At 70.6% G+C, this 21,766-nt stretch carries 21 protein-coding genes; 8 read left to right on the top strand and 13 right to left on the bottom strand.

Annotated elements, in window-relative coordinates; genetic code table 11:
• Positions 1-126 precede the first annotated feature (126 nt).
• From ABZ824_RS22085 to cobC, 6 genes are all read right to left on the bottom strand, one after another.
• Complete coding sequence (locus ABZ824_RS22085) at positions 127-2,598, bottom strand: FAD-dependent monooxygenase (protein WP_356965068.1); 2,472 nt, start codon at positions 2,596-2,598, stop codon at positions 127-129.
• Positions 2,599-2,913: 315 nt separating this feature from the next.
• Positions 2,914-4,107 carry a bifunctional RNase H/acid phosphatase gene (locus tag ABZ824_RS22080; RefSeq protein WP_356965067.1) on the bottom strand — a complete coding sequence of 398 codons (1,194 nt, stop codon included), beginning with the start codon at positions 4,105-4,107 and terminating at the stop codon, positions 2,914-2,916.
• Positions 4,108-4,138: 31 nt separating this feature from the next.
• A complete protein-coding gene (locus tag ABZ824_RS22075) occupies positions 4,139-4,876 on the bottom strand; it encodes a C4-type zinc ribbon domain-containing protein (protein ID WP_356965065.1) in 738 nt (245 codons plus the stop codon).
• A gap of 72 nt (positions 4,877-4,948) precedes the next feature.
• On the bottom strand, positions 4,949-5,593 hold the full coding sequence (locus ABZ824_RS22070; RefSeq protein ID WP_356965063.1) for a hypothetical protein: 645 nt from the start codon (positions 5,591-5,593) through the stop codon (positions 4,949-4,951).
• Positions 5,594-5,716: 123 nt separating this feature from the next.
• Positions 5,717-6,829, bottom strand: coding sequence for a Nif3-like dinuclear metal center hexameric protein (locus ABZ824_RS22065; RefSeq protein ID WP_356965062.1), 1,113 nt, complete (start codon positions 6,827-6,829; stop codon positions 5,717-5,719).
• 337 nt (positions 6,830-7,166) lie between these two features.
• On the bottom strand, positions 7,167-8,207 hold the full coding sequence (cobC, locus tag ABZ824_RS22060) for an Rv2231c family pyridoxal phosphate-dependent protein CobC (RefSeq protein WP_356965061.1): 1,041 nt from the start codon (positions 8,205-8,207) through the stop codon (positions 7,167-7,169).
• Positions 8,208-8,251: 44 nt separating this feature from the next.
• On the opposite strand from cobC, the gene ABZ824_RS22055 reads away from it, so the two are divergent.
• Positions 8,252-8,773: a low molecular weight protein-tyrosine-phosphatase gene (locus ABZ824_RS22055; RefSeq protein WP_355072774.1), complete on the top strand. Its 522-nt coding sequence runs from the start codon at positions 8,252-8,254 to the stop codon at positions 8,771-8,773.
• The gene (locus ABZ824_RS22050) at positions 8,773-9,675 is read left to right on the top strand and encodes an SURF1 family protein (RefSeq protein ID WP_356965060.1); all 903 of its coding nucleotides are present in this window, start codon (positions 8,773-8,775) and stop codon (positions 9,673-9,675) included. Before ABZ824_RS22055 ends, ABZ824_RS22050 begins: the two co-directional genes overlap by 1 nt.
• A 50-nt stretch (positions 9,676-9,725) precedes the next feature.
• Here ABZ824_RS22050 and ABZ824_RS22045 read toward each other — a convergent pair whose 3' ends face one another.
• Both ABZ824_RS22045 and ABZ824_RS22040 read right to left on the bottom strand, forming a co-directional pair.
• Entirely contained in the window at positions 9,726-10,124 is a 399-nt protein-coding gene (locus ABZ824_RS22045; protein ID WP_356965058.1) for a VOC family protein, read from the bottom strand.
• 202 nt (positions 10,125-10,326) lie between these two features.
• Entirely contained in the window at positions 10,327-11,244 is a 918-nt protein-coding gene (locus ABZ824_RS22040; RefSeq protein ID WP_356965057.1) for a cobalamin biosynthesis protein, read from the bottom strand.
• Between the two features lie 134 nt (positions 11,245-11,378).
• On the opposite strand from ABZ824_RS22040, the gene sigJ reads away from it, so the two are divergent.
• Positions 11,379-12,329 carry an RNA polymerase sigma factor SigJ gene (gene sigJ / locus ABZ824_RS22035; protein ID WP_356965056.1) on the top strand — a complete coding sequence of 317 codons (951 nt, stop codon included), beginning with the start codon at positions 11,379-11,381 and terminating at the stop codon, positions 12,327-12,329.
• Here sigJ and ald read toward each other — a convergent pair whose 3' ends face one another.
• Both ald and ABZ824_RS22025 read right to left on the bottom strand, forming a co-directional pair.
• The gene (gene ald / locus ABZ824_RS22030) at positions 12,330-13,439 is read right to left on the bottom strand and encodes an alanine dehydrogenase (RefSeq protein ID WP_356965054.1); all 1,110 of its coding nucleotides are present in this window, start codon (positions 13,437-13,439) and stop codon (positions 12,330-12,332) included.
• Between the two features lie 130 nt (positions 13,440-13,569).
• Positions 13,570-14,337: an MBL fold metallo-hydrolase gene (locus tag ABZ824_RS22025; protein ID WP_356965053.1), complete on the bottom strand. Its 768-nt coding sequence runs from the start codon at positions 14,335-14,337 to the stop codon at positions 13,570-13,572.
• Positions 14,338-14,408: 71 nt separating this feature from the next.
• Here ABZ824_RS22025 and ABZ824_RS22020 point away from each other — a divergent pair, with 71 nt between their 5' ends.
• From ABZ824_RS22020 to ABZ824_RS22010, 3 genes are all read left to right on the top strand, one after another.
• Complete coding sequence (locus tag ABZ824_RS22020; RefSeq protein WP_355072762.1) at positions 14,409-15,356, top strand: helix-turn-helix domain-containing protein; 948 nt, start codon at positions 14,409-14,411, stop codon at positions 15,354-15,356.
• A 51-nt stretch (positions 15,357-15,407) separates the two neighbouring features.
• Complete coding sequence (locus ABZ824_RS22015; RefSeq protein WP_356965051.1) at positions 15,408-15,923, top strand: gamma carbonic anhydrase family protein; 516 nt, start codon at positions 15,408-15,410, stop codon at positions 15,921-15,923.
• A 167-nt stretch (positions 15,924-16,090) separates the two neighbouring features.
• Entirely contained in the window at positions 16,091-16,276 is a 186-nt protein-coding gene (locus ABZ824_RS22010) for a hypothetical protein (protein ID WP_039803648.1), read from the top strand.
• Positions 16,277-16,300: 24 nt separating this feature from the next.
• Here ABZ824_RS22010 and ABZ824_RS22005 read toward each other — a convergent pair whose 3' ends face one another.
• Positions 16,301-17,299 carry a GAF domain-containing protein gene (locus tag ABZ824_RS22005; RefSeq protein WP_356965050.1) on the bottom strand — a complete coding sequence of 333 codons (999 nt, stop codon included), beginning with the start codon at positions 17,297-17,299 and terminating at the stop codon, positions 16,301-16,303.
• A gap of 104 nt (positions 17,300-17,403) precedes the next feature.
• A complete protein-coding gene (locus tag ABZ824_RS22000) occupies positions 17,404-18,216 on the bottom strand; it encodes an SDR family NAD(P)-dependent oxidoreductase (protein ID WP_356965049.1) in 813 nt (270 codons plus the stop codon).
• A 224-nt stretch (positions 18,217-18,440) separates the two neighbouring features.
• On the opposite strand from ABZ824_RS22000, the gene ABZ824_RS21995 reads away from it, so the two are divergent.
• Positions 18,441-19,064, top strand: coding sequence for a TetR/AcrR family transcriptional regulator (locus tag ABZ824_RS21995; protein ID WP_355072755.1), 624 nt, complete (start codon positions 18,441-18,443; stop codon positions 19,062-19,064).
• A 26-nt stretch (positions 19,065-19,090) separates the two neighbouring features.
• Here the strand turns inward: ABZ824_RS21995 and ABZ824_RS21990 are convergent, their stop codons facing one another.
• On the bottom strand, positions 19,091-20,896 hold the full coding sequence (locus tag ABZ824_RS21990) for an N-6 DNA methylase (RefSeq protein ID WP_356965048.1): 1,806 nt from the start codon (positions 20,894-20,896) through the stop codon (positions 19,091-19,093).
• Between the two features lie 181 nt (positions 20,897-21,077).
• Between ABZ824_RS21990 and ABZ824_RS21985 the strand changes: the two genes are divergently transcribed.
• Positions 21,078-21,764, top strand: a complete 687-nt coding sequence (locus ABZ824_RS21985; protein WP_356965047.1) for a nitroreductase — start codon at positions 21,078-21,080, stop codon at positions 21,762-21,764.
• Positions 21,765-21,766 lie beyond the last annotated feature (2 nt).

Raw genomic sequence — 21,766 nt, 5'->3', positions numbered from 1 at the left:
GCCCACCCTGATCGCTGACACGCAAAGCTGCTACCACACTTATCCAGTTATCGATATCGCGAATCACGGCATCGGCACTGCCGATGCCGCGACTCTGCTGTTGTTATCGCGGTGTATGCGGGCCGGTCAGCAAGCTGACAGCAGCGCGCGCACGCTTTCGTCGGCCAGGCGGTCGGCGCGGTCACGTGATACCGCGGGCTCGACGTAGCCGATGTTGAGGGACAGTTCGTTGTGCGTCGCATTGGCGGTGGCCATGATGAAGCCGCTGACGGACATGCCGGAGACGAACTGCGCGCCCTCCAGCTGCCAGGAGCCGATCTTGGCCGGGAACGGGTAGTCGCCGAGGTAGGTCATACAGAGGTGTCCCGGGCCGCGAGTGTCCATGAGTTTCACCGTGGACGCGCTGGCGGCCAACGACTTCGGCGCGGCCACCTTCAGCAGGTTCAACGCGGACAAGTGATCTCGCCGGTCCATCCGCGCACCGTACTCGCGCTCGATCTCGGCGGCGATCTCCCACAGCGAAGCCCACGGCGCGTACTTCGCCGGGGTGGCGATCATGCCCTGATAGGTGCCGACCTCGGTGTCGCCCGCGGCGCCGTCGAGATGGTCACGGAAGTTGACCGAGCTGCCGACGGTGTACCAGGCGGCCTTGTCGGTGCCCGCCTCCCTGGCCGCCGCGGTCAGCAGCGCGGCGGAGAGCGCGGCCTGCAGGCCGACGCCGTGGCGGGCGCAGCCCGCGGTGAGCGCCTCCAACTGGTCGCCGTCGAGGCTGCGGTGCACCACCCGGCTGCGCCGCTGTGCGGGCGGGGCGAGCCTGGTCGGCTCCAGCCTGCGCGGCTTGCGCAGCTGCGACTTCTGGTCGCGCAGGAACGATCCCGCGGTGCGCAGCGCACCGCCCGCACCTTGGAAGCGCGGGGGGAACAGTTCTTCCGGGCCCGGCCGGACCGGCGCGGGCGAGAAGTCGCCCCCTTCCCCGGCGGCCACTTGGAGCACCTGCTTGGCCACCGACAACGCGCTCTCGCCGTCGGCGATGGCGTAGTGCAGCGTGACGATCAGCTCGTTGGTGCCGTCGGTCTCCTTGATCAGCACCGCCCTGGCCAGCGGGCCGGTGCGCCAGTCGAACGGCTCGCGCAGCTCCACCTCGTCGGCCTCGGTCAGCCAGTTCGTGCTGTCCTCGGATTCGATCACGCGCAGCGGGATGGGCGCTTGCACCGGAACGAAACGCGGTGCGGTGCCGTCCGGTTCGGCGGCGACGGCGACCCGCAAGAGCGGATGTCGGCGCTGTACTTCGTCCAAGCCCGCGCGAATCCGGTCGGCTTCGACGTGGCCACGAATTCGCACCCGCGACAGGATGTGCAGCGGTGCCAGCTGATCGGCGATCCAGTGCCAGCGCTCGACCGGCGAGAGTGGACGCGGCAGCCGCGCCGTCGGCCCGTCCGGCGCCGGGAACGACATCGGTTTGCCGAGTTCACGCAGGAAGAATTCGGTGGGCGCGTGGCGGAAGTAGGTGTCGCGCACTCGCACCAGGCGCGGGTCGGTGGTCTGCTCGATCTTCGCCAGCGAAGCCGATCCGTTCACGAACATGGCGGTGCGGTCGGCGCGCAACTTCTCGTAACGACGCAGGCCCGCGACCGGGTCCAGGGAGTTGCGCAGCACACTGGCCAGCACCACCGCGTCCTCGATCGCGGCGTTGGCGCCCTGGCCGAGGCTGGGCAGCATCGGGTGCGCCGCGTCGCCGAGCAGCGTCACCCGGCCGCGGCCCCACTGCGCCAGCGGCGGGCGGTCCTGAGCGGGCACGGCCAGGATCGCGGCTTCGTCGGTCTGCTCGATGCAGGCGCGCACCTCCGGCGCCCAGTCGGCGTACAAGCGCAGTAGGTCTTCCTTGCCGCCCTGCCAGTCGGCGGCCTCGTCGGCGGGGAGCGTCTTGGTGCCCCACCAGTACACCCGGCCGTGACCGATGTCGTGGATGCCGAAACGCATTCCGGTGCCCCAGAAGTGCGCCGACAATCCGCGCGCGACATTGGGGTGCTCGAACGGGATGCAGGCCAGCCAGCAGACGAAATCGCCGGGCCGCGGCTCGGCGCGACCGTGCAACTGGGCGCGCACCACCGAGTGGATACCGTCGGCGCCCACGAGCAGATCGCCCTCGGCGACCCGGCCGTCGGCGAACTCGACGCGCACGTGCTCGCCGTCGTCGACGAAGCGGGTGGCCTGCGCGCCGACGAAAGTCGGCGTGTCGCCGATCGCGCTCAGCAGCACGTCGTGCAGGTCGGTGCGGTGCAGCGCCACGGCGGGTGCGCCGAGCTGGGCGTCGAGCCGATGCACCGGGAGCACCCGGATCGGGCTGCCGTCGGGGTTGCAGAAACGGAAGGTCTCGACCCGGCCGCCGCGTTCGAGCAGCTGCTCGTCGATGCCGAGGCCCAGCGTGCGCAGTGCGTTGATTCCGTTGGCCTGCACGGAAAGTCCGAAGCCCTGGGCTCGCAGTTCCGGGCCCGCTTCGTATAGTTCGACGCCGAATCCCGCATGCCGCAGGGCGGCCGCGGTGGTGAGTCCTCCGATCCCTGCCCCGAGAACGACAACCTTGATCGGACTGCTCATCGAACCTGCACTCTCATCGAACCACTCGACGGCACAGGTGGTTCCCGCCGCGACGCGGCCCGCGGGCCACTCTGCCCGCGCGAAACCGTCCCGCTGAGCAGCACTGACCGAGGTCACTGCGTCGACCCCGACCAGGCAGGCAGCTAGGACGCCTGTGCCTGACCGTCCGGAAGCCTACCGCTACTCGGCGCGCAAGGCCGAGTTGAAGTGAGATTCACCGCATCGCGCGATTGTGAAACGGAAATGTGTTGCAATGAGGCATAATTCGCCCTCCACGCACCGCGTTCGCCCTCGAATCGGGGGTCGTCGTCGGCTTCAGAGGTAGGACGTATCGTTCACCAGACGCACCGAAGACCCGCCGTCGAGATAGAACTCGGCTATCGAGAGCGACGCCAGATCCAGATGCAAGCGATACAGCAGCGACGGGCCGGCATCGAGGGCCAGCCGCAGCAGCGTCTTGATCGGGGTCACATGACTGACCACGACCACATTGGCGCCGGGGTACCGCTCGAGCAGGTCGCGCAGAGCCGCGTCCACCCGCGCGCGGACCTCCTCGAAGTTCTCCCCGCCGGGCGCGGCGACGGTGGGGTCACCGATCCAGCGGGCGTGTAGATCCGGGTCGCGTTGCGCGGCCTCCGCGAAGGTCAATCCCTCCCACGCGCCGAAGTCGGTCTCGATCAGCCCGTCGTGGATCTCGACCGGGACCCCGAGCGCGGCGGCGGCCGCCTCGGCGGTCTCCCTGGCCCGGCCGAGCGGAGAGCTGACCACCGCGGCGATGCCGCCTTTGGCGGCCAGCATTTTCGCGGCGCGCGCGGCCTGCTCGCGGCCCAGCGCGGTGAGCGGCGGATTGCCGCGACCGGAATAGCGGCGTTGCACCGACAACTCGGTTTGACCGTGGCGAAGCAGCAGCAAACGCGTGGGCCGACCCGTGGCACGGGTCCAGCCGGGACCGTGCTGCGCGGGCTTCGACTGCTCGGCGTTCGCTTCCCTGGCTTCGTCGATCCAGCTCGGCAGATCGCGCTCGGTGTCCGCGAGAGCCGGATCGGCGGCCTCCACCGACCGGGTGGAGGCGACCTCGGCACGGCCCTCGTCCACGTCGGCTCCGGCGTCCATAGCCTCGTTCGCGAGCCGGTCGGCATGCGAGTTCTGCGCGCGCGGGATCCAGCGGTAACTCACCCGGGCGAACCCGGCCGCGATCCTGCGGGCCTGGTCGGCGAGCGGGATCAGGGCGGCGTGCTTGATCTTCCAGCGACCGGACATCTGCTCGACGACCAGCTTGGAATCCATCCGCACCACGACCGATTCGGCGCCCAGCTCCGCGGCCGCCGCCAACCCGGCGATCAGTCCGCGATATTCGGCGACGTTGTTGGTGGCGATGCCGAGGAACTCCCGGCGCTCGGCGAGCACCCGGACGTGATCGGCGTCGTAGACCACCGCGCCGTACCCGGCCGGACCGGGATTGCCCCGCGAGCCGCCGTCGGCTTCGACGATCACCTCCGGGAAACTCATCGCACTTCCCGGTCAGTCGGTCGCGGCGAACTCACAGCCCCGATTCCCTGGTCCGGACCAGGATGGCGCCGCACTCCGGGCAGCGCACGACCACGTCGGGAGCGGTCTTGGCGATACGGGCGATCTCGCCGCGATCGAGTTCGATGCGGCACGCGCCGCAACGACGCGCCTGCAACAGGGCGGCGCCGACACCGTGCTGTTCCCGCTGACGGTCGTAGATGGCCAGCAGTTCGCCGGGCAGCTTCGCGACCACGCCCGCGCGATCGGTCTCGCAGCGCGTCTGCGCCACGTCCAGGTCCGCGAGCGCCTCGTCCCGCTGTCGCCTGGCATCGCCGAGTTCCTCGTCGGTCTTGCTCAACCGCGCGCCCGCGTGCTCGTGGTCGGCGGCGGAGGCTTCGCGCCGCTCCATCACCTCGAGCAACTCGTCCTCCAGCACGGAGCGGCGGCGCTCCAGACTGCCCAGCTCGTGCTGGATCTCCGAAAGCTGTTTGGCGTTCACGGTTCCCGCGGTGAGCAGACTCTTGTCCCGCTCCTCGCGCTTGCGCACCGCCTCGACCTCGCCCTCCAGCTTGCGGATGTCGCGGTCGAGATCGTCCAGCACGATCTCCACGGCCACCGCGGCGTCGGAGTGCGCGTTGCGCTCGGCCTCCAGCCGCGCCACCTCCTGCTGCTCGGGCAGCACGGTGCGGCGGTGCGCGATCCGGGTCAGCTCGGCGTCGACGGCGGCGAGCCGCAGCAGCTCGGCCTGGATCGGGGGTTCGACATTCAACGCGGACAAACTCCTGGACGGGGTGGACGGGACTGGTGTTCAACCGTACCCCGCCGGATCGGCGGACCGGCGTCAGCCGCCGACCGTGCGAGTTTTGATGGCGTCGCGGGAGATGTAGACGTCGTATTCGCCGGGCACCGCGATCACCGCGTTGCCGTAGGCGGAGCGCACGAACGGCTGGGTCCACCAGCGGCCGGCGCGCATGTCGGCGAAGAAGTCGCGGTCGCCGTCGTTGAGGAAGATCTGGTTCTGTTTGGTCGCGACGCCGTCCAGACGCTGACCGTACAGGCGGCTGATCCGGTAGCCGGAGTGAAAGCCCAGCGCGTTCACCCACGGCTCCAACTCGACGATGCCCGCTTGCAGTACCCACATGTCGCCTTCGACCTGGTGGGTGAGGCGCTGCTCGGGGTGGTCGTCGTCGCCGTACAGGGTGACATCGACGTCGAGCAGGTGTTCCTGTCCCGCCACCGGCTTGGCCACCACGTGCGCCGCCTTGATCTCGCCGGTCAATCCCAGATATGTCTGCAGCAGCGTCGCGATCCACAGCAGCACCGCGGCGACCAGCAGCAGCGCGAGCCCGCCCGTCCCTCGCGCGAGCAGCGGCCGCATGCCCACCCGGCGCGCCGCGATCAGACCGGAGACGATCAGCGCCACACCGACGACCAGCAGCAGGATCAGCCCGATCTGCACGAGCCCGAAATCAACCGGGAAGTTCATGCGGTAGTTGTACCCCGCGCGAACTACTCGATTCACCCGAACCGCCCAACCTTTCCCGGCCCGGCACGGACACACCCCGACACGCCGTTGCCAGTTCCGCGCCGGGGCAACGGCTTCGAACGCTCAGCCGGGCGCGCGCACCGTCCACGGATCGGTGCGCAGCGTGGACACCCTGGTCTCCAAACCGGGAAGGGCGGTTCGCACGACCGCTTCCGCCTGCGCGCACCAAGGGAATTCGGTCGCCCAGTGCGCGGCGTCGACCAAGGCGGGGCCGCCCTTGCGCAGGTGCTCGTCGACCGGGTGATGGCGCAGGTCGGAGGTGAGATACACATCGACACCCAGCCCGCTGGCCCTGTTCAGATAGGAGTCACCCGCACCGCCACACACCGCGACCGTGTAGACGGTGCGATCCGGGTCGCCCGCGGCGCGTACGCCCCACGCGGTGGGCGGGAGGGCGCGGGCCACGCGATCGGTGAAGTCGCGCAAGGATTCCGGTTGCGGCAGGGTGCCGATCCGGCCGATGCCGAGCGACGACGGCAGCTGGGCGCGTTCGCCGATGTGATACACCGGGTCGTCACCGGGATGCGCGGCCCGCAGCGCGGCGAGCACGGCCGAGCGCGCGGCGGGCGGGGCGGCCACCTCGATCCGCTCCTCCTCGACGTACTGGAGTTCGGTCAGGGAGCCTTGTTCCGCGGCTTCGGGACGGAACTGGCCGGTCGCGGGCACACGCACCGCACGGTCGCAACAGTGCCCGCTCGCGCCCGCACCGGCGGCGAAGAGCGCGGCGAGCACCGCGTCGGTGTGCGTGCGCGGCACCTGGATCACCCAGTTGTCCACGGCTGCTTCGGGTTTGGAGTCCAGCGGGCCGGTCACGGTCAGGCCGATGGCCGCGGCGAGCGCGTCGGAGACGCCGGGATCGGCGGAGTCGGCGTTCGTGTGCGCGGTGAACAGCGCGCAGCCCGAACGGATCAGCCGATGCAGCAGCGCGCCTTTGGGCGTGCTCGCCGCGACGGTGTCCACCCCGCGCAGCAGCAGCGGGTGGTGCACCACCAGCGCCTGCGCACGCCAGTCGATCGCCTCCTCGACGACCGCGGCGGTCGCGTCGACCGCGAACAGCACCCGGGTCAGCTCCTCGGCCGGGTCACCGCAGACCAGGCCGACCGAGTCCCACGGCTCGGCCAGCGCGGGCGGGTAGGCCGCGTCGAGCGCCCCGATGAGATCCGCGAGCGTGGTCATCGTCCACCTTCCTTCGCTTCGGTTCCGCACTGTGCGGCAGTGGATTCACCGCCGGGCGTGCCTGCGTGGCTGCGTGCGCTCGCCCGTCTCGTGCCGGTGATTCGCGTGGTCGGACGGTACGAAGGGCACAGTCCAGCGCCACGAACACCGCGTCCGTCGTGGTGAGTGGGCCGGACCCTTTGTTCGCCCGGGTGCCCGGTGCGGCGACCACCATGCGGCGGACGTGGAGATCGGCCACCGGCCGCGAGACGTCCGACATGCGAAATCTCCGTCCGGCCAGTGCGCCTGCGCGCGGGATCGGATCTTTGATCGGCGTGGCACGGCCGGAGCCTCGTGCTCACCGGACATCCGCCGACCGGATCGCCACGACCAGCCGGTCGACCTCCGCGGGGCCACGGACCGCGACGCGCAGGTGATCCGGGCCCAGGCCTGGGAAGGTGTCCGCGCGCCGGACCGCGATCCCCTCCGCGGCCAAATGTTTGCGCAGCAATTCACCGTCCGCCACGCGCAGCAGCAGGAACGGGCCTTCCGCCGGAGTGTGGACCGCCACGCCGAGGCCGCTCAGGCGCTCGATCATCGCGGCACGGTGCACGGCGAGCGTTTCGGCGCGGCGCTGCGACTCGGCCACGGCGGCCGGGCTCGCGGTCGCGGTGATCGCCTCCAGTTGCAGGGTGCCCAGCGGCCAGTGCGGTCGCCCGTGGCCGAGGCGCGCCAGCACCTCGGGCGCGCCGAGGAAGTAGCCGCAGCGCAGCCCCGCCAGCGCCCAGGTCTTGGTGAGGCTGCGCAGGACGAGCAGGTCGGGCGCGGGGTCGGCGGCGAGGGATTCCGGCTCGCCGGCCACCGCGTCGGCGAAGGCCTCGTCGACCACGATGACGCGTCCGGGCCTGCGCAGGGCGCGGATGGCGGCGGCCGGGTGCAGTACCGAGGTCGGGTTGGTGGGGTTCCCGAGCACCACCAGATCGGCTCCGGCGGGCACCGCGGCGGAATCGAGCCGGTAGGGCGGTTCGAGTACCACCCTGGTGACGGGAACGCCCGCTTCCCGGAGCGCGAGTTCGGGCTCGGTGAACGACGGATGCAACACCGCGGCCGACCGCGGCGCGAGGCGAGGCAGCATGGCGAAGCCTTCCGCCGCGCCGGCCAGCAGCAGCACCTCCCCGGGATCGCGGCCGTGCCGGGCCCCGATCGCGCGGCAGGCGGCTTCGGCGTCCTCGGCGCTGGGATAACGCCCCAGATCGGAGAGGCGCGCGGACAAGCGCCGTCGCAGCCATTCCGGCGGTGCGGCCCCCTGCACGTTCACCGCGAAATCGAGCATGCCCGGACGTACGTCCACGTCGCCGTGGTGGCGCAGTTTCGCTCGATCGACGGTGTCCTCGGCCACGAGACCACACCCTACGTGGCGGCGCCGGAGCGGGACCGGCCAGAATGGCAGGCGTGGGCCAGCTGCACGTCTCGTTCGTCTGTACCGGCAACATCTGCCGCTCTCCGATGGCGGAGAAGATCTTCGCCTCCCACCTGTACCGGGCCGGCCTGGCCAATCGGGTGCGGGTGAGCAGCGCGGGCACCGGTTCGTGGCACGTGGGCGACGACGCCGACCCGCGCACCAGCGCGACCCTGCGCAAATACGGGTACCCGACCGGCCACGTCGCCGCGGCGTTCGGCGCCGAGCACAGTGACGCGGACCTGGTGATCGCGCTGGACAGCTCGCACCAGCGCGACCTCGCCCGCCTGGGCATCCCGGCCGAGCGGCTGCGGTTGCTGCGCGCCTTCGACCCGGACGCCGACGGTCAGGACGTGGCCGATCCCTACTACGGCGACACGGCGGACTTCGAACTCGTGCGCGCGCAGATCGAGGCCGCCGTCCCCGGCCTGCTCGACTGGGTGCGCGCCGAACTGGCCGCCGCCGAACCGCCCGACCCGCGCCTCGTCTCCGACGAGCGATCCTGATGCGCAGACTGACCTTCCTGCTTCGCCCCAGCTGGCTGATCCTGGCGGTGCTGGTCGCCGCGTTCGCCTACCTGTGCTTCACCGTGCTCGCGCCGTGGCAACTCGGCAAGAACACCGCGACGTCGCACCGCAACCAGTTGATCGCCGACTCGGTGAAGGCCGAGCCCATCGATGTCACGACCGTGCTCTCCGGCGCGGGGAGCGAGCACACCGAGTGGCGGCGTGTCACCGCCTCCGGCAGTTATGTGCCGGACTCGACGGCGCTGGTGCGGCTGCGCCATCTCGACGGCGCTCCGGGGTACGCGGTGCTCGCGACGTTCCGGTTGGACGACGGGCGCGTGCTGCTCGTCGACCGCGGGCTGGTGGCGGCGGTCGACGGCACGCGCCCGCCGCAGATCCCCGAGCCCCCCGCCGGGCCACAGCGCATCGAGGCCAGGGTCCGGATGTCCGAAGGGGTCACGCCCGGCAAGGACCCGAGCGTCCAGGACGGCTATCGCCAGGTGTACTCCATCGACACCACCCAGGAGACGGCGGTCCTGCGACAGTCCCTGACCGCCGTTCCGACCGGCGGCGAGCGCGGCGGCTACCTGCAACTGAGTGAAAACCAACCGGGCGCGTTCACTCCGACGCCGCTCCCCCAGCTCGATGCGGGACCCTATTTGTCCTATGGCCTGCAATGGCTGGCCTTCGGCATCATGGCTCCCCTCGGCCTCGGCTATTTCATTTACGCCGAGATCCGGGAACGAAGGAAAGAAAAGAGCTCCGCCGCAGAATCGCCCGAGACCACGTCAGGCACCGAACCGGCCGGGTCCGAGCAGGCTCCGTCGACGGCTCCCAGCGTGCCCGCCGCACCGACCACGCAAGCGCGCCTCGCCGACCGCTACGGCCGCGGCCGCGGTTGATCCCGGCATGGTCGCGGCCGGACTTGCGACGCGACGACGGACGATTCGCACTACGGCTGAGCCGGGCCGAGCAGATCCCACCGGTTCCCAGCGATGTCCAGGAAGACCGCCACCTGCCCGTATGGCTCGCTCCGTGGCGCGCCGACGAACTCGACACCGCGCGAGACCATTCGGTCGTACGCCGACCGAAAGTCATCGACCTGCAAGAAGAATCCGACGCGGCCCGCGACCTGATGTCCGATCACCGCGGCTTGCCGCGCACCGTCGGCGCGGGCCAGCAATATGCCGGTTTCGGCGCCGGGTGGCCGCACGACAACCCACCGTTTCGGGCGGCCGTCATTCGTGCGAGCCGCTGAGTCCTCGATCAGTTCGAATCCCAACGAGTCGACGAAGAAGTCGATCGCGGCGTCGTACTCCGCCACCACGATGGTCATGAGCCCGATTCGCACCCGCCGACCCTATCCGAGCCGGGATAATCCGGATTCGCACGATCAGCGCCCCTACACCAGCCGATCGGAGGTTCCGCGCGGCGCCGACGCTGCGGCCGATGACCGTCATCGCCCGGCGATCGCGAGCGGCTGCGGCCGCCGGTGCGCGGGCCGACCGCCCGCGGACTCCCGTCGTTCGCGGTTGCCCGGTGCGGCGGACGGCTCAACGCCTGATCGCGGCCACCGCGGCGGCGATCACGGTGGCGGTGAGTTGCACAGCCTCCGAAAGGCGTACGGCGCGGCGCAAGTCGTGCACGGTCGGAGCTGGGCCGTCACCGAGCACCGGGCGCATCTCCACACCGTGCGGGTACTCGGTGCGACCACCCAACCGGACGCCCAGCGCCCCGGCCATCGACGCTTCGACCACACCCGCGTTGGGGCTGGGATGCCCGGCGGCGTCCCGGCGCCACGCGGCAAGGGCGGCAGCGGGCGTTCCGCCGATCGAGGGTGCGAGCACGGCTGTGAGCAAACCGGTGACGCGCGCCGGGATCAGGTTGGCCACGTCGTCGACGCGCGCGGCGGCCCAGCCGAAGCGTCGGTAGCGCTCGTTGCGGTAGCCGATCATCGCGTCCAGCGTGTTGACCGCGCGATATCCGAGCAAACCCGGAACGCCCGCCACCGCTCCCCACACCACCGGGGCGACGGCCGCATCGGAGGTGTTCTCGGCGATGGACTCCAGGGCCGCGCGGGCGAGACCGTCCGCGTCGAGCGCCTGCGGGTCGCGGCCGCACAGCGAGGGCAGCAGCGCGCGGGCGCCGTCGAGATCGCCCGCCGCCAGGCGATCGGCCATCCGGCGACCGGTTCGGGCCAGACTCCGGCCCCCCAGCACGGTCCAGGTCGCGGCGGCGGTCGCGACCACGCCGCCGCGGCGCACGGCCACGCCGAGTCCGACCACCGCGCCGACGGCCAGCGCCTCGTGCACCAGCCCGGCCCCACGCCGGTCGGCATAGGTCACCGACTCCAAAGCCGCCACGGCCGAACCGAATCCGGCCACCGGGTGCCACCGCCGCGGATCGCCGAACGCTCGATCGAGCGCGAATCCGAGCAGCAACCCGAGCGCGGTGGAGGTCCCCTTCTGCACCCGGCGACACTATCGGGCGGGCGCAGGCCTGCCCGCACGGCCGCCCGTGTCACACTCCGCGCCCCTACGTCGTCGGTCTGGTGACGCATCCATAGACTCGCTCCGGCAGGGGCCGAACGACGAACGGCGAACACGTGACTTCCGAGCAGCCTTCCCCCGAGCACCTCGACCAGGCCGAGCTGGCTCGGCGGTTCGAGGAGCACCGCCCGTATCTGCGCAGGCTCGCCTACAGCACCTTGGGCAGTCTCAGCGACGCCGACGACGTCGTGCAGGAGGCTTGGCTGCGGTTGCAGCGGCAGTACGAGAGCGGCGCCGCCGGTGAGATCGACAACTTGCGGGCCTGGCTGTCCACCGTCACCGGCAGGCTCGCCCTCGACCACCTCGGCTCCGCCCGCGTGCGCCGCGAACAGTATGTGGGCGAATGGCTGCCGGAGCCGGAGGTGACCAGCTGGGACGACCCCGCCGACCGGATCACCCAGGACGAGCGGGTCACCACCGCGCTGCTGGTCGTGCTCGAGTCGCTGTCGCCCGCCGAGCGCACCGCGTTCGTACTCCAGGACATCTTCGGCATGAGCGGCCCCGAAGTCGCCGAAGTGGTCGGCCGCACCCCGGCCGCCGTCCGCCAGCTGGCTTCCCGCGCACGCAAACACGTCGAGGAGGGCACCCCGCGCTTTCCCGCCTCCCCCGACGAGCAGAAGAAGGTGGTGTCGGCCTTCGCGCTGGCGTGGCGTTCCGGCGACCTCGGCGCCCTGCTGGGCGTCCTCGACACGAACGTCAGCCTGACCGCCGACGGCGGCGGCAAGGTGCCCGCGATCCGGCAGCCCGTGCACGGCGCCGAACTCGTGGCCAAGTTGCTGCTCGGCTGGTACCAAGTGGCGGGCGGCTGGGGCCGCGCGGTGCTGGTCAACGGCCAGCCCGGACTGGTGGTCTTCGACGGCACCCACACGGGCGTCTTCTCCTTCACCGTCGACGACGGTCGCATCGTCGCGATCGACGTGGTCCGCAACCCCGACAAGTTGCGCGACCTGCCCACCACCGGTGAGCCCGACTGGCACCTGGGCGGAAGCCGCACCGAGCGGGAGTAGTCAGCCCGCGACGCCGAGCGGCCGCGAGTACCCGTGCGCGGCCGCGACTTCGGCCGACAGCAGCCGCCCGGCGTCCGCGGTGAGCCCGTGCGCGAGATCGGGGTGCCGCGCGCATGCCTCCTGCCAGCCGAGTTCGGCGATCGCCCGCACGTAGGGCAGGGTCGCGTTGGTGAGCGCGATGGTCGAGGTGTGCGGCACCGCGCCCGGCATGTTGGCGACGCAGTAGAACAGCGAATCCGCCACCCGGAAGGTCGGATTCGCGTGCGTCGTCGGGTGTGCCGAGGCGAAGCAGCCGCCCTGATCGATGGAGATGTCCACCAGCACCGCGCCGGGGCGCATACCGCCGACGAGCTCATCGGAGACCAGCTCCGGCGCACGCGCGCCGGGAACCAGCACCGCGCCGATCACCAGATCCGCCGACAACACCGCGCGCCGGACCTCCGTGGCGTTCGACGCGACGGTGGCGATCCGCCCGTCGAAGCGAGCGTCGAGTTCGCGCAACCGATGCAGGTTGGTGTCCAGCACGCTGACGCGCGCCCCCATGCCGACGGCGACCGCGGCCGCGTTCGACCCCGCGACGCCGCCGCCGAGCACCACCACTTCCGCCGGGCGCACGCCGGGGACGCCGCCGGGCAGCAGTCCGGCGCCACCGAGCGGCGCCATCAGGTGATACGCGCCGACCTGGGCGCCGAGCTTGCCCGCGATCTCGCTCATCGGAGCCAGCAGGGGTAGCGACCCGTCGGCGGCGCGCACCATCTCGTAGGCGATGGCGGTGATGCCCGAGCGCAACACGGCGTCGGTGCATTCGCGCGACGCCGCCAAGTGCAGGAAGGTGAACAACACCTGCCCACGGCGCATCCGCTGATACTCCTGCGCGATCGGCTCCTTCACCTTCAACACCAGGTCGGCTTCCCGCCACACCTGGTCGGCGTCGGGGACCAGGCGGGCCCCCACCGCGGCGTAGTCGGCGTCGGGAAATCCCGATCCGACGCCCGCGCCCGCCTGCACCAGCACGTCGTGTCCGTGCCCGGTCAGTTCCCCGGCGCCCGCCGGAGTCAGGGCTACCCGGAACTCTTGATCCTTGACCTCCTGTGGAACTCCGATCCTCATACCGCCATCGTGGCCCCGGCGCGGGGCCGACGCCACGACCGACGCGCCGAACGCGCACGGCGACCACCCGAGCCGCGCGCGCCGGCTGAGTTTCTCGGCACGTTGCCCAGCTGAGTTCGGACGACCCGTCTCACACGGTGGTGGTGCGTCCCAGCGGCGGTATCCGCAACTGCTCGATGCGGCCGCCGTAGCGGAAGACACGGCCCAGGTGGTCGAGCGTCTCGCTGAAGTGCGCCCAGCCTTCGGCGTGGACGGGCACGATCACCGCGTCGCCGAGCGCTTCGGCCGCCTCCAGCGCGGTGCGCGCGTTCAGGGTGACGTCGGTGTCGCCGAAACGGCCGACGTTCGCGGCGCCCACGTTGAGCACGGCGATGTCGATGCGGCCGATCCGCTCGACGATCTGCCGTACCAGGTCGACGGAGGCGTTGTCACCCGAGACGTACACCGTCGGTTCGCCTTCGGCGCGCAGCACGAACCCGGTGACGATGCCGCTGAACGGCTCGCAGCCCTCGGGACCGTGCAGGGCCGGCACGCCGGTCACCTGCACGCCGTGCACCGTCACCGTCTCCCAGTTCGCCAACCCGCGCACTCCTTCGATCCGGGTCGCCGCGCCGGGCGTGGACAGCACGGTCGGCACCGTGGTCAGCAACTTCCGGCCGGAGTCGTCGAGGTTGTCGGCGTGTTCGTCGTGCGAGAGCAATACGACGTCCACGGGGCCGACTTCCTCCCGCGACACGGCGGGCCCGACGAGTTTGTGCAATGTGATGGGCCCCGGGTAATCGCCCGGCTCGTCGAAGGTGGGGTCGGTCAGCCAGGTGCGGCCCGCGTAGCGGAACCGCACCGTGGGACCGCCGATGTGCAGGAGTTCCAGGCCGGTGCGTTCGATCGTCTCGCTCATGCCGTTGATCTTGTCCCGCCCGCCCGCCGCAAGCCAGTGGCCCGCGAGCCGCTTACCGTTAAGATCAGGCCATGCGTACGGTGGCCGTCCTGGCGTTCGACGGAGTCAGTCCCTTCCATCTGTCGGTGCCCAGCCTCGTCTTCGGCCGGGTCGGCGTCGAAGGGCCCGCGCCGTATCAGGTGGACGTGTGCGCCGAGCGGCCAGGAACAGTGCGCACCCCGGCCGGATTCGACATCCACGTCCGGCACGGACTCGAGACGCTGACGCGGGCCGACACCGTCGTGATCCCGAGCTGGCGACTCGGCGCTCCGCTGTCCGCCGACGTGCGCGACGCCCTGCGCACCGCCCACGCCGGCGGCGCCAGGATCGTCGGGCTGTGCCTGGGTTCCTGGGCGGTGGCCGCCAGCGGACTGGCCGACGGCCGCGAGATCACCACGCACTGGGCCTCCGCCGCCGAGCTCGCCCGTGCGTTCCCCGCGGTCCGGGTCCGCGCCGACACGTTGTGGTCGGATCTGGGCGATGTCGTGACCTCCGCCGGGGTGGCCGCGGCGCTGGACTGCTGCCTGCATCTGGTCCGCGGCGATCTCGGCAGCAAAGCCGCCACCGAGCTGGCCAGGTCGCTGGTCACCGCCCCGCATCGCAGCGGCTCCCAGGCGCAGTACATCCCCGTCGCGGTGCCCGACGCCGCCGACGACGATCCGATCGAGCGCGCCATGGTCTGGGCGCGCACCCATCTCGGCGACCCGGTCGACCTGGACGGCTGGGCCCGCGTCGCGCTCATGTCGCGGCGCACCTTCACCCGCCGCTTCCGCGACCGCACCGGCACCAGCCCCCAGCAGTGGCTGCTGCTCCAGCGCACCGATCGCGCGCGGCTATTGCTCGAATCCACCACCGACACCGTGGAGCGCATCGCGGTCGACACCGGATTCGGCACGGCGGTGAGCCTGCGCCACCACTTCCACCGCATCCTCGGCACCAGCCCCGCCGCACACCGCACCAGTTTCCAAGGACAGAACTGACCGGGACGGGCCGCGGGTGGCCGCACAGCCGAGCCCGCTAAGTTCATGGCCATGCGGATTCAGCTGGGCGAGCATGCGCCGGAGATCGATGAGAGCGCGTGGATCGCGCCGAACGCCACCGTGATCGGCCGTGTCCGGCTCGGCGCCGAGGTCAGTGTCTGGTACAGCGCGGTGCTGCGCGGCGACCTGGAGACCATCGAGGTCGGCGCGCGCAGCAATATCCAGGACGGCTGCGTGCTGCACGCCGACCCGGGATTCCCGCTGACCGTCGGCGCGGGGGTCTCGGTAGGGCACAACGCGATCCTGCACGGGTGCACGATCGGCGACGACGTGCTCGTCGGCATGGGCGCCACCATCCTCAACGGCGCGGTGGTCGGACCCGGCAGCTTGATCGCGGCCAACGCGCTGATCCCGGAGGGCGCGCGGATTCCGCCCGGTTCGCTCGTGGCGGGCGTGCCAGGCAAGGTGCGCCGGAAACTCGGCGCCGAGGAGCAAGATCGCATTCGCCTGAATGCGACTGTCTACCTAGCAAATACAGCCCAACATCGCACGGCGAATGAGGTGTGAAACAGGACACACTGATCAAATGTCCATTAGAGATCGCTGATAGCATTCAGCCAGCGTGCCCGGCGACCCGGGCTCTCCTGTCGACACGGTTGTCGTGCGACTTGTAGCGCAGTGGTGAACCCACCCGGGTCGATGGGTGGGCGAGCGTGCAGGCAGGAGGTATCACGGTGTCGTACGTGCAGTCGGGTGTGCACGGGCCCAAGGGCCGGATCAGCGTCGCCGACATCGCGGCCCAACCGGGGGGAGTCGAGGCACTCCAGCGCCGGGTTCATGAATTACGTTCTCGCGGTGTGGATTTCGCCGCGAACGCGATCGAGAAGGAAATGGCCGAGCTGGATCTGCCGCGCCAATGACTTCGACGCCACGCTCACCGCGGATCACGATGCCGCGGTGAGCGTGGCGAGTCCGGCCGTGGTGTGCTGATCCAGCGCCATCAACGGGGCCCGAATCCGTACCGTTTGCCAGCCACCGTCGACCCGGCGCAGGCGCACCGTTCCCTCGGTGCGATGCCGCGCCAGATCTCGCGACATGGTTCGCGCGGTCGCCAGATCATCCGGATGAATCTGCGGCCTCGGTTGCCCAGGGAGATCCGCCCAGGCGACGTCCGGCATGGGCGGCCCGATCCACCGGATCAGCCGCAACGAGCGCAGATTGACGATGGCGCGGTACTCGCCGGGTTCGGTGGCGGCCTCCAGCACCGCATACTCCAGGATCGTCGGCGGTGGAGCGGCGGAGACGGCGGTGGCCGCGCCGATGTCCTGGGTCACCCCGCGCAGCAGCACATGAGGCTCACCCGCGTCGTCCGGCTCGGCGACGATCCGGCAGGCGAAATGCCCGGCGCGTAGAGCGTCGTCGTCGCGCCGGATGGTCCAGACCGCCTGATGCTCGGTGCCCGGCGCCGAGTTGACGATCTTGGCCAGCGCCTCGCTCTCGTCGCGGTTGGCGACCAGCCGGGTGAACGCGCCCGCGATGGCCAGCTCGGCGGCACGGTTCTCCGGCGCGACGCCGTACAGGTCCAGCAGATCGATACTGCGCACCGAGCGGTTGGCCGTGAGATCGAAGTACCACGCCCCCATCGGGTCGGCCGCCGCGACCGGCTCTTGCCGCGGGCCCACCCACAGTCGCACGGCATGCGCCCGCCCCGGCGCGATGAGCAGCGGCTCGGCCCGCACCGTGCGCCGCCCGTCGCCGGAGACGCACGCGACCGGCGCACCGGTGGCGCATGCCCGCCGCAGCGCCGACTCCGCGTCGGCCCGCGACAGCGGATTGCGCACGATGTTGCTCAGCGGCACGAACGCCTTCGGCGCGGACCCCACGGCGATCACTCGCCCCGGCTGGCCCGAAAAGCACTCCAGCAGTAGCCATTTCGTCACCATCCGCGCCCCCGCACGCCATCATCGGCGGTCCACCGTAACTCGTAATATGCTCGGCCGGTTGTCATTTCGCCCTCCCCGTACCTGACCGCGCATCCGGCGTGCGGTCAGGACCGGAATACCATGTCCAGCACCTTCTCGTGGTACGACCCCGCCATTCGTGTGACCAGGTCCACAGCGATGGCATCGATTCCGACCAGGACTTTCGCCTCGCCGCGCGCGGCGCCGCGCAGAATGGTCCGCGCAGCCGCTCCCGGGCTGGTCCGCGCCACATGTCCCTCGAATCGGCGCACCACCGCTTGCGCGTCGACGCCCGGCGCGACGCTCGCCGACCGGGCGATCCCGGTGAGCACTCCGCCGGGATACACCCCGGTGACCCGCACCGAGCCGCCCGCCGCACGCATGTCCTGGCGCAGCGAGTCGGTGAAACCGCGTACGGCGAACTTCGCCGCGTTGTACGGCGCGTGCCGCGCGACGGCCACCAGCCCGAACGCCGAGGACATATTGACGACATGCGCGCGATCGGCGGCCAGCAGATGGGGCAGGAACGCCTTGGTCCCGTTGACCACACCCCAGAAGTCGACGGCCATCACCTGTTCGAAGTCGCTGAAGGGCGACTCCAGCACGCCGCCGACGTGCAGGATGCCCGCGTTGTTGAACAGTGCTTCGACCCGCCCGAACCGGGCGACGGTCCGCTCCGCGTACGCGAACACCGCCGCCCGATCGGTGACGTCCACCGTGCTCACCGACGGCTCCCGGCCCACGGCCGCGCACAACACCCCCGTCTCGGCCACGGCATCCGCCGACTTGTCCGACAGCGCCAGCGATGCCCCCGCGCCCGCCAATGCCACCGCCAGCGCCCGGCCGATGCCCGAACCCGCGCCGGTGACCGCCACCACGCGATTCGCGAAATACCCCATGGCTCAACCCCTTTCCGGACCGGCCGGAGTCGCGGCCGGACACCGACCACAGGCTAGTCAGCCGAATCTGGACGCGCGACCCACTCCATCCGGCCGCTCCTCGGGCAATGCCGGGTCATGCGGCGTCCACCCAATGAAATAATGAACGTTCCCGTCCGCACCCGTCGCGATGCCGCGCCCACCGGCCACGGCCCGGCGACCGCGCCGAACCTACTGGAGATCCGATGCCAACCCTCTCGCCCATGTTGCAGCGCATCCTCGAGAAGCCGGTCGCCGACGGCGAAAAGCTCCTGGAAAGCGCACTCTCGGCATTCCTGGACTTCGGTATCAAGCGGACCAGCATGGGCGAGATCGCCCGCCGCGCCGGGATCAGCCCGGCCACGCTGTACCGGCGCTACGAATCCAAGAACGACCTCGTCGAGGCGGTCAGCGTCCGGGAGGCACAGCGCTTCGTCGCCGCGATCGAAAAGCAGGTGCGCACCGTCTCGGGCAACGACGATCAGCTCGTCGAGATCTTCGTCGCGTTCATCAGCGCCATCGCGGGCAACGAACTGCTGCGCAGGCTGCTGCGCACCGAGCCCGACCTGATCCTGCCCCGGCTGACCACCGAGGCGGGGCCGATCCTCGCCGTCGGCCGCGACTACCTGGCCGAGAAGCTGCGCGAGCTGCGGAACGCCGGTGGCACGCACGACTTCGACGCCGATCTGGTCGCCGAGATCATGGCCCGGCTGGCGCTGTCGCTCGCCCTCACCCCCGACGGCCTGATCCCGGTCAGCGATCAGAACGCGGCGCGCGAGTTCGCCCGCCGCACGCTGCTGCCGATGGTCGGCGTCCGGGTCAGCGCTTAATGGGCGCTGTCGGACGCAGTCCGTCTTCAGCCCGCGCATGGCCGGAGCGAAGGCGGAGATACGCGCAATCCGACGCCGAACGCGGCGGCCACCCGCTCGTCCAGCTCGGCCCGCGCCGCCGCATCCGGCGCCCGGCCCTCCACGAACTCGCGCACCAGATCGATGACTCCCGCCGACCGGGCCGCCGCCGGATGGGGCACCGGCAGCCGTGACACATATTGGGTGATCCACCGCCGCCTGCCCGAGTACAACCGATTGCCGCAGACCACGTCGTAGAACCGCAATCCGAGCGCTGAATTGGCCACCCCCATCAGCAGGTATGCCAAGCGCGTCGCCTCCGTGGGCGCAGCCGCCAGATCGGGCAGCGAGATCCAGTAGCAGTCGCCGTTGACCACCGCGCCCGAGCTGTCCAGCGCGAAACGCGGACGGTCGCTGATGTCCGGGAATACCAGCTTCGGCTGCTGCCACAGGTGCGGGCGCTGCGGCACCCAAATCTCGTACCAGGCGCGGCCGCTTTCGACGACATAGCGTCGCCCGGCCAGTGTGCGACGATGCGACCGTAGATACGCGGCGGCGGCGGGGTATTCGCCGAGATCGATCGGCGTGCGGCGGGCACAGGCCAGGTCGTAGGGATACAGCACGCGAACGTCCCGGGCGCGTGTGGCCCGCCACGGCGCCAGATCGTGATGGGTGATCAGCTCCAGCAATAGTTCGGGCTCGGGACACAGGTCGGCCTGTGCCCAGCGGTCGGAGATGAACACATGGTCGGCGGTCGTCTTGATGCCGACCCGAATCCGCGCCACCTCGCCGAAACTGCGCCAGGTCGCCGCCGCTATCCGCGCCAGCCAGGAATCGATCGCATCGTGCGACATCCGCCACGCGGCCTCCGGCTCCCGCGCCGCACCTCGGAGCGTCCTTCGTTCCGCCGTGACCTCCGGCGCGGCGTCACGCGACGAACTCTCATCGCCACCCCGACCGGCTCCGAGGGCCCCGGGCGGCCCGGACCCCGTTGCCAACGTGCCGACCTCGACGGCGAAGGTCCGGCCGTTGTACTCGACGATCGAGCCGCCCGGGTCGAGCAGCGCCTCGAACAGCGTCTTCGCACCTGGTGTTTCGCCGATGGCCTCGTAGGCGGAGACGTAGCGGCAACCGTCGCCGTGGTTCGCGCGGCGCGCGATGGTGATCGCGGGCAACACAGCGGCGGTGAACAGTTTGGTGTCCCCCAGGTCGTACAGCTCGACCGGAGCCAGATCGGTCAGCAACAGCCGCCGGATGTTCGCGCCGGCCTTGGTGGTCAGGAATCGGTTGGCGCACAACAGGCCGAGCACACCTCCCGCGGCCAGCAGCCGGGGCAGCGTCGCCACGAACGGATGGGTCAGGTCGATCCGCCCGCTCAGACCGAACCGCTTGCTCAGCAACTGCGCGGTCGATCCGCCCAACTGCTGGGTGCGCACATACGGCGGGTTGGTGATCACCGCGTCGAACGAGCCTTCCGCGAGCCGCGCCTCGACCGCGAGGAAGTCCGCCTCGTGCCAGTGCGCGTCGATCCCCGCCGAGCGGGCGCGCTCACGGGCGACCGCGAGCGCGCGGGCGTCCAGGTCGTAACCGGTCAACACCAGACGGGCACCGGGAAACCGGGCCGCGACCTCCTCGTGCACGGCGAACAGCAATTCGCCGTCGCCACAGGCCGGATCGAGCACACGCAGGACGCCCGCGTCCGAGGGCTCGGCATGGCGCAGCAGCCGTTGCGCCAGGAACCGCGCCAGCACGGGCGGCGTGTAATGCCTGCCGTGCCGTTTGCGGTCCCGCGCGGCGGGAGCTTCGGACGCCATATCGGGATTCTGCCTGGCGCGACCGCGCCCGTTGCCGCAACGCGGGCAACACTTTTGCGCCCCGCGCGCGTCGTGGCCGACTCGCCCTGCGCCCGGCGACGGCGTGGCGCCCGGCTTTCGCGTCGGAGCGTTCGATGCTAGCGTTCGGTCTCGAAATAAGACTGCCAAAGGAGGCGGGGGAATGACCGTGACGACCGACGACTTCACAACCCTGACCCGAGTGCTCGACGAACGGTGGACCTGCAGGCAATTCCACTCGCAGCCCGTCGAGCGCGACACCATCCGCGCCCTGTTGCGGCTGGCCCAGCGAACGCCGTCGTGGTGCAACACCCAGCCATGGCAGGTCGTGGTGACGGAGGGCGCCGGAACGGATCGTTTCCGGAAGGAACTGGTCGAACACATCGCGACAGCCACGCCCGCGTCGGATTTCGAGTTTCCCGCGCAATACACCGGTGCGTACCGGGACCGCAGGCGCGAATGCGGAAAGCAACTGTATGACAGCGTCGGCATCGCCAAAGGCGATCACGAGAAGACGATGCGGCAGGCCGTACGGAATTTCGAACTCTTCGACGCGCCGCATGTGGCGATCGTGACCAGCGAAGCCGATCTGGGCGTCTACGGAGCGGTGGACTGCGGTCTGTACATCGGCAGTTTCCTGCTGGGCGCGCAGAGCCTCGGTCTCGGCGCGGCGCCGCAGGCGGCACTCGCCTCGTACTCCCCTTTCGTCCGGGAGTACTTCGGCATCCCGGAGCATCGCAAGGTCGTCGCCGGAATCTCCTTCGGATATCCGGACCACGATCATCCCGTCAACGGCTTCCGCACCACCCGGGCCGACGCCGACGAAGTCGCCACCTGGTTCGCCGACTGACA

It is taken from the genome of Nocardia sp. NPDC047038, assembly GCF_040644075.1.
Classification (GTDB): Bacteria; Actinomycetota; Actinomycetes; order Mycobacteriales; family Mycobacteriaceae; genus Nocardia; species Nocardia sichangensis.
The sequence above is the reverse complement of the archived record's forward strand: the minus strand, read 5'-3'. Positions and strand labels throughout refer to the sequence as shown.

What these genes read in the sequence shown, in the direction of transcription:
- ABZ824_RS22085 (WP_356965068.1), bottom strand. Translation starts at nt 2,598, where the DNA reads ATGAGCAGTCCGATCAAGGTTGTCGTTCTCGGGGCAGGGATCGGAGGA.
- ABZ824_RS22080 (WP_356965067.1), bottom strand. Translation starts at nt 4,107, where the DNA reads ATGAGTTTCCCGGAGGTGATCGTCGAAGCCGACGGCGGCTCGCGGGGC.
- ABZ824_RS22015 (WP_356965051.1), top strand. Translation starts at nt 15,408, where the DNA reads ATGCGGATTCAGCTGGGCGAGCATGCGCCGGAGATCGATGAGAGCGCG.
- ABZ824_RS21985 (WP_356965047.1), top strand. Translation starts at nt 21,078, where the DNA reads ATGACCGTGACGACCGACGACTTCACAACCCTGACCCGAGTGCTCGAC.
- ABZ824_RS22055 (WP_355072774.1), top strand. Translation starts at nt 8,252, where the DNA reads ATGGCAGGCGTGGGCCAGCTGCACGTCTCGTTCGTCTGTACCGGCAAC.
- ABZ824_RS22025 (WP_356965053.1), bottom strand. Translation starts at nt 14,337, where the DNA reads ATGAGCGAGACGATCGAACGCACCGGCCTGGAACTCCTGCACATCGGC.
- ABZ824_RS22020 (WP_355072762.1), top strand. Translation starts at nt 14,409, where the DNA reads ATGCGTACGGTGGCCGTCCTGGCGTTCGACGGAGTCAGTCCCTTCCAT.
- ABZ824_RS22000 (WP_356965049.1), bottom strand. Translation starts at nt 18,216, where the DNA reads ATGGGGTATTTCGCGAATCGCGTGGTGGCGGTCACCGGCGCGGGTTCG.
- ABZ824_RS21990 (WP_356965048.1), bottom strand. Translation starts at nt 20,896, where the DNA reads ATGGCGTCCGAAGCTCCCGCCGCGCGGGACCGCAAACGGCACGGCAGG.
- ABZ824_RS22065 (WP_356965062.1), bottom strand. Translation starts at nt 6,829, where the DNA reads ATGACCACGCTCGCGGATCTCATCGGGGCGCTCGACGCGGCCTACCCG.
- ABZ824_RS21995 (WP_355072755.1), top strand. Translation starts at nt 18,441, where the DNA reads ATGCCAACCCTCTCGCCCATGTTGCAGCGCATCCTCGAGAAGCCGGTC.
- ABZ824_RS22005 (WP_356965050.1), bottom strand. Translation starts at nt 17,299, where the DNA reads ATGGTGACGAAATGGCTACTGCTGGAGTGCTTTTCGGGCCAGCCGGGG.
- ABZ824_RS22050 (WP_356965060.1), top strand. Translation starts at nt 8,773, where the DNA reads ATGCGCAGACTGACCTTCCTGCTTCGCCCCAGCTGGCTGATCCTGGCG.
- ABZ824_RS22070 (WP_356965063.1), bottom strand. Translation starts at nt 5,593, where the DNA reads ATGAACTTCCCGGTTGATTTCGGGCTCGTGCAGATCGGGCTGATCCTG.
- ald (WP_356965054.1), bottom strand. Translation starts at nt 13,439, where the DNA reads ATGAGGATCGGAGTTCCACAGGAGGTCAAGGATCAAGAGTTCCGGGTA.